Below are 6,698 nucleotides of genomic sequence, written 5' to 3'. Positions count from 1 at the left end.
CGCCTTATAGACTAAAATATACCTGGGTCGTTGGCGATGCCCCAATTGAGACTGTTGTGTTATGGACACTTAAAGAAGTAGGTAATGTAACAAAATTAAGTATTGAGCATTCCGGAATAAGTAAATTAGGAGATGCTGCTCCGGAATCCTTTGACCATTTTAGTTTTGGTTGGGATGCATGTCTTGATGTTTTACCAAATTATTTAAATGAAAAAGCCACAGAACCAGCACATTGACCGTATATTAAAGGCCATTGCTGACCCTACAAGGCGTGAGATATTTCATGCACTAGTAGTGGCCAGTGTTGCCTTGCCTATTACTCAAATTTCTCAGCAATATGAAATTAGCAGGCAAGGAGTAACTAAACACATCAAAACCCTTGAGGAAGCCGGCCTTATAACCATTAACACAAAGGGCCGAGAGCGCTATTGTCAGGCAAACCCTAAACAATTAAAGCTCATAAAAGACTGGCTTAATTATTATGATAAATTCTGGGATGATGCCCTTGTAAGGTTAGGGGATCATTTAGATGGTGAGTCTTAAATACAGAATCATCATTTAATTGTAGAAAACCAGCTAGTTTCTTACTTGCTGCCTATTCCTTTCCAATTATTTTAGTTTCTTTATGAAATGATCTTCATAAAGAAAATCGTATACCTAAACCTGGCTTGTTTGTTTATTGCGCCACCTGCACTGTGTCAGTTTGCGCTTGAATACGATGGCTCATATCAAGTACTTGATTATGAAGGCATTGCTCAATTCGAATTTCAAATTGTGGAAGGTGATACGGTATTCACTGGAGACTTTCATATGTCAAAATCAGATGCCAGACAACTAATTGAAGGCACAGATGAATCATTTGATTTTGCAGGAACATTTAAGAATGGTACCCCAGTAGGAAGTTGGTCATTTAATTTTGGCAATTACAAAGCCAGTGCAACAAAGAATGTATCTCTCGACAATTACCGGTATCAAATAACACTCAATGGCACGCAGCACTCTGCCTCAGGAAATCTTATAAACGGTAAACCTGACGGCAAATGGATGCATACCATAAAAAGTATTGAAGATGGTCAAACAAAAGCAACACTATTCAATAGCGAGATTGAATTTTCGGAAGGTGTGCCTCAAAAAAATTTTCAAATTCAAAATGAAGATAATACACTAATTGGCCGCTTTTTACGCGATGGGATAGCACATGACGTTTGGGAACTTTATTCATCAAAAGATCCTGGCTCGATTGAAACCTGGAAATTTGATGAAGGACGCTTAGTAAGTGTTACAATTAAATCAAATGATACAATTTATTCTACCAACCTTTATTCTACGAGTTTAAGTAATCCAATATCCGTTAACCTGGATGATAAATATCTGGAGGCAATTAATTTACATCACAAACTCACAGCAGAAAATTACACTGAAATACAAGGTGGAGTCAATAGCTTATTAAAAGAAAACGTACAGCATTATACTAAAATAAATAATATACTATCAGCATTAGGTAATACAAGCTATACACCTGAATTTATAGTAAAGATTAACCATAATCCATTGACTAATAATGAGTTAAAAATTATTAACTCAAGTAAAGAATTATATACTAAGGCTAATGAAACGTGTAATGACTTATTATCCAACACACAGTTAAGTCTCCTTAAATTATCAGATGAAGAAACAGCGAATTTGGTTAGTACCATAGAGGCAATTCAGAGGAGGTATTTAGTAACACTTAGTGAGATTTTTAAGTACCAGAAATTAGGTATTTTGGAATATGTGCCCAGATCGGCCCTACTTGAGAAGCTGCTTGGAAGTATGCCAAATAAACGTCTATCCATTTCATACAGTTTTAACGATACTGTTTACAATAAGGAATATATCGGCCCCAAACCGGAAAAATATGATCTATCTAAAGCAGGTGTGGAGGCTATTGAAGAACTAACTCACTACCTAAGTGCATCAATTAACTCCATTAATGAAAAATTAATGAGCAAGCTTACACGAGAGCAGCAGGAGCTGGAGTTAATGATGTTCGAAGAAAAGATTATTCAAGAGAATGACACACTTCATCATTTAATCGATTCACTTCTCGTTTTGGATGAAGCAATTAATGCAGAGGCCTTAAAAGCAATTAAGTCATTTGCAAAAAAGCAGCTGAGCAATTATTCCCAGTTCGATGTCATGTCTGAAAAACAGTCGCTAGCAAGAGAATTAATCACTTGTTTTAATCAACTCGCCATTCTTTCAAACGCGATACATCTTCAGGGCAGCAGGAGTTCTGAAATTCGACAGGTTTATCTTGACGAGGTATGGAATCCGTTTACGGCAACTTTAATGGAAGAGGAAGTGAAGAAGCATATTATAAGTGCTTATTTTAACAAGTTGCTGCCTTATGTATTTGATATTGTAGCTACAAAATTGAATTGCAACAATGCTACAGACATAAAAGAGCTATTAAGTAGGCTTTATGATAGGATGTTACAGTTGCGTGATGAAGAAACCAAAAGGCTTGAAAGAAAGCTTAAAAAGGAGAATGACCCACTTGAAATTCTTGCTTTGTTTTCGTTAAAATCTAATTTATCAGAATTCGAAGAATGAAATTGCGTTTAAAAATACTGGTATTCTCACTAACTGGCCTGTTTTTAGCAGTTTCTGAAGCTAGTTATAGCCAGGAGAGGCCAAAAGAATCGGTTTACAAAGAACCTATTACAGCTACCTGGATTAATACGTATGGCAATATTCGCATTAGCAATCATTTATTTTGGATAGCACAAACGCATTTAAGATTAGAGGAGAGTGAAAGCACTCCTTTTGCTGGACAAGTGGCGCAAATCTATAATAGGCATGCTATTAATTATTTATTCTCTAAATACTTTAATGTTAGCCTGGGTGGTGTTCTCAGAATAAATTATAATACCAGCAAACAGGAGATGCAAAAAAATACAGTTCCCGAATGGCGAATTTGGCATGAATACCAGTTTGCACAACCCTTTCATTCTCTTATGGTTTATCATAGAATTAGGGTAGAACATCGTTGGACCAAAGGCTTTAACCCCGATAGTGAGTTTATTTTCAGAAACAGGTGGCGCTATATGTTTAAATTAAAGATGCCCATCGGCAAGCCTAAGCTAGGCTCCAACACTTTTTATGTTAGTCCAGAAGCTGAGTTAATTATGCAGAGTGGTGGCCCTGTGGTGGATAGTCCAATGGAAGATTTAAGGCTTCATGCATCAATTGGCTATATTGTCAACCCCAGGTTGTCTGTTGCCACCGGTATAATGCACTCACACGGACAAGAGATTTCAGATGGTTCCATTTACAAACAAAAATGGACAATGCGTTTTCATGTTTACTTTTCTCCTGATTTAAGAAAAGTGAAACATAAATTACCTTCAATCCATACTGGGGATTAAAGAAACTATTAATATGTTTAACCAACCTAAGCGTCTCTTATTTAGTTATTTACTTGCAGTACTATTTGCTGTTTTGGCGCTCTATTTTTTCACTCAAAATGCTGGGGATAAGCAAGAGACATCAAAATTTAAACAACTTCAGAATAGCAATGCGTCACTACAAAGAGATATAAAGGTGCTGCTTTATCTCGATTCCCTCATCCAGGAAGGTAGATATACTGATGTAATGAAGGTGAAGGAAAATGCGAATAAAGATTCTATACCATCATGGCTGCTCGATGCTATTGATCAACGCATTAACATTATCAATAAGCTTAAATCGAAGTCTAAAGAAACCATTGTTAAAGAAGATACATCTCGGTTAGATAATAAGGAATTCAATGAAACTACAAGATCTGCCACTCCTGAAGAACTTAGAAAATATGATTCCCTCATTTTTGCACTCAGCAAAGCAACCCATCAAATCAATAATCTGGAAAGGCAATTGAAGCAAGACACACGCGGAGATTATATTACTTTTAAAACTAAGAAAGGGCATGATGTACATTATGTGGGGTCAATAAAAAACAAAATGGCAAATGGGAGGGGCATAGGCTTGCTAAGTACGGGCAGCAGATATGAAGGAAATTGGAAAGACAATATGCGACATGGTGAAGGCAAATTCTATTGGCCCGATGGCGAGCATTATGAAGGAAGTTATGTAAATGACCAGCGCAGTGGTATTGGCACATATACTTGGCCAAATGGTGATCGATTTAAAGGGGAGTGGTCTGGAGACATGCGCAATGGCCAAGGCGTATTCTATAATAAAGAGGGTGAAGTTATTGCCAAAGGAATCTGGAAAAATGATGAATTGGTAACTGTGGAGAAGAATTAATTACACTTATAATTTATTATCCTCTCACTAAATCTTACTACCTTAAGGTAGGTTAAGTACGTGTTTTATCGTGCGCTGAACCTTATAACCATTTAAGTGTTTTAATAAAAAAACCAGCCTGTGCCGATATACAAACTTATATTAAGCTATTTTCTAACAGCTATTGTTTTTTTTGCTATTGATTTGCTTTGGTTAGGTATTATAGCGAAAGGTCTCTATAACAGGTTGTTGGGAAATTTTCTTGCTCCGAATGTAAACTGGACAGCAGCAATCATATTCTATCTATTGTTTATTATAGGCATATTCATCTTTGCTATTTATCCGGCAATTGAGAAAGAATCAGCTTGGAAAGCAGTTTTATTGGGTGCTTTATTCGGGTTTTTCACCTACGCTACGTATGATCTCACCAACCTGGCCACTTTAAAAGATTGGCCACTAAAAATTGTTTTTATCGACATTGTATGGGGGGTAGTACTCACAGCCAGTGTTAGTGTTTCCGGTTACTTTATTACCCGATGGATCTCCTAGTTCATGTTTGGCCATTGACTGTTGTGCTATTGGTTTTTGCGCTGATCAATTTTATTATATCACTTGTTTTAAAACGAAATGATATTGCCGATGTGAGTTGGGGTTTAGGGTTTATACTGGTAAGCGGCTATTTATTACTCAGTTCAGATTCATCAAAAGCTTTAATTATTTGTTCTGGTCTAGTTATTTTATGGGCATTGAGGATAAGTATTTATATAGCCATTAGAAACAGTAAAAAGTCAGAAGATTTCAGATACAAACAATGGCGAGAAGAGTGGGGGTCAACATTCCTTTGGCGATCATTTTTGCAGATATATGTCTTGCAAATGCTTATTCTACTTATCATATCCACACCACTAATTTTGCTGGCTTTAAATCAGGTATCAGTTAATTTTAATTTACTGACATGGCTCTTTATTTTAATTTGGACTATCGGCTTTCTCTGGCAATCTGTTGCAGATTATCAGCTTTATACTTTTAAAAGAAAGAATAAAGGCAAGGTGATGAAATATGGTCTCTGGAAGTATTCGAGACACCCGAATTATTTCGGTGAAATGGTTATGTGGTGGTCAATATTTTTACTCGCATGGAATTTTGGAGCCCCTATATATGCTGTTGTGAGCCCACTTTTAATCACTTACCTCTTATTCAATGTTTCCGGTGTCCCTATGCTTGAAAAAAAGTATCAGGAAAATGAAGAATATCAAGCGTACGTTGATTCAACACCTGCCATTTTCCCCAAACTTTTTTAGTTTTTTAAACATCATGCCGCTTTTAGCTGTTATATCATCAAATAGTAGAATTTTGACAGAATCAGAAGTTAATGAAATAATAAAAGATATTCCGGTAGGCGCTAAATTGCAGCTTATTAAAACGGATGGATCTATTATTGAAGTTGTGTTGGCAAGCCATGAAACAACGTCAATTGCTGAGCAAAATTATGGAGGTTTAAGAGTTCCCGAACAACCCCCAGCACTCTTAGTGCAAGGTGGAAGGTGGGGGGTTTATAGATTGGAAATTGAGCAAATAGTGAATATAGCTGTCCTAGAAACTAAATAGTAGCAATAGTATAATTAAATGAGCTTCTTAGTTTCTTCGACCAATAATTCATTTTTATCTTCTAATCCTTTCTTAAAAAACTCACTAACCTGTTCGTTTTTTTTCAGACCATTCTTTAGTAATACGCCAAGCGACAGAGTAACACCTATTCTTGTACCTACTTTTTTGGCAGCAGTATTGAAAAGTGGCTCCAATTCCTCATAGGTCACATCTTCAGCCAGTTTAATAATATTCGCTCTTGCAGCTTCCAGTTTATCGCCTGATAGGTTAGTATATTTTTTAGCAATTTTTTGAATTTCATTGATGGCACTGCGTTGCCCACCTTGGTTCGGATTCTTCGATTGATTTTGGTGCTGTGGTTTATTGTCTGGCTGCTGTTTTGCCCAGGTATCCTTTAAACCTACTGTTTTATTAAAAATCAAATTCCCGGGAGTTGAATCCTTATCTAAAGTAAAGTAGCCTAATCTCTGAAACTGAAATTTATCGTCCAATTGAGCATTCTTTAGAAACGGCTCTAAATAAGCCTCTTTTACTATGTTCAAAGAATCAGGATTGATGAACTCCATAAAACCTTTTTCTTCATGGCTGTCGGGTGCTTCATCTAAGAATAGCCGATCGTATTCTCTCACTTCTGCTTTAATGGCATGTTTAATAGACACCCAATGTAAAGTACCTTTAACTTTGCGCATACTGGCTTCTGTTCCGCTACCGGATCGTGAATCTAAATCAGCACTGCAGTGTATTTCAGTAATGTTTCCATTAGCATCTTTTATTACATATTCACCTTTAATGATATACGCAGTTTTAAGCATTACTTCATTGCC

Annotated in this window: 8 protein-coding genes and 1 pseudogene; 8 read left to right on the top strand and 1 reads right to left on the bottom strand. The window is 36.4% G+C overall.

The window, feature by feature from the left end; all coding sequences use genetic code 11:
• The 8 genes from RLO81_RS10050 to RLO81_RS10015 all read left to right on the top strand — a co-directional run.
• On the top strand, nucleotides 1-236 hold a 236-nt coding region (locus RLO81_RS10050), incomplete at its 5' end, for an SRPBCC family protein (RefSeq protein ID WP_350110884.1).
• Nucleotides 208-543, top strand: coding sequence for an ArsR/SmtB family transcription factor (locus RLO81_RS10045; protein WP_350110881.1), 336 nt, complete (start codon nucleotides 208-210; stop codon nucleotides 541-543). The genes RLO81_RS10050 and RLO81_RS10045, both read left to right, overlap by 29 nt.
• Nucleotides 544-630: 87 nt before the next feature.
• The gene (locus tag RLO81_RS10040) at nucleotides 631-2,595 is read left to right on the top strand and encodes a hypothetical protein (RefSeq protein WP_350110878.1); all 1,965 of its coding nucleotides are present in this window, start codon (nucleotides 631-633) and stop codon (nucleotides 2,593-2,595) included.
• Nucleotides 2,592-3,410: a DUF2490 domain-containing protein gene (locus RLO81_RS10035; RefSeq protein ID WP_350110875.1), complete on the top strand. Its 819-nt coding sequence runs from the start codon at nucleotides 2,592-2,594 to the stop codon at nucleotides 3,408-3,410. Before RLO81_RS10040 ends, RLO81_RS10035 begins: the two co-directional genes overlap by 4 nt.
• Before the next feature lie 13 nt (nucleotides 3,411-3,423).
• Nucleotides 3,424-4,287 (top strand): MORN repeat-containing protein, encoded by an 864-nt coding sequence (locus tag RLO81_RS10030; protein WP_350110873.1) that lies wholly within the window; start codon nucleotides 3,424-3,426, stop codon nucleotides 4,285-4,287.
• 120 nt (nucleotides 4,288-4,407) lie between these two features.
• Entirely contained in the window at nucleotides 4,408-4,815 is a 408-nt protein-coding gene (locus tag RLO81_RS10025; protein ID WP_350110870.1) for a DUF2177 family protein, read from the top strand.
• Entirely contained in the window at nucleotides 4,803-5,567 is a 765-nt protein-coding gene (locus RLO81_RS10020; protein WP_350110867.1) for a DUF1295 domain-containing protein, read from the top strand. The genes RLO81_RS10025 and RLO81_RS10020 overlap by 13 nt, the downstream gene beginning before the upstream one ends.
• Before the next feature lie 52 nt (nucleotides 5,568-5,619).
• Nucleotides 5,620-5,874 carry a hypothetical protein gene (locus tag RLO81_RS10015; protein ID WP_350110864.1) on the top strand — a complete coding sequence of 85 codons (255 nt, stop codon included), beginning with the start codon at nucleotides 5,620-5,622 and terminating at the stop codon, nucleotides 5,872-5,874.
• Between the two features lie 14 nt (nucleotides 5,875-5,888).
• Here RLO81_RS10015 and RLO81_RS10010 read toward each other — a convergent pair.
• Nucleotides 5,889-6,698, bottom strand: a pseudogene (locus tag RLO81_RS10010) (glutamine--tRNA ligase); the annotation flags it as partial.

Origin of the sequence: Fulvivirga sp. (assembly GCF_040220315.1) — a bacterium.
Classification (GTDB): Bacteria; Bacteroidota; Bacteroidia; order Cytophagales; family Cyclobacteriaceae; genus Fulvivirga.
This window is presented reverse-complemented; position numbering and strand designations above follow the sequence as displayed.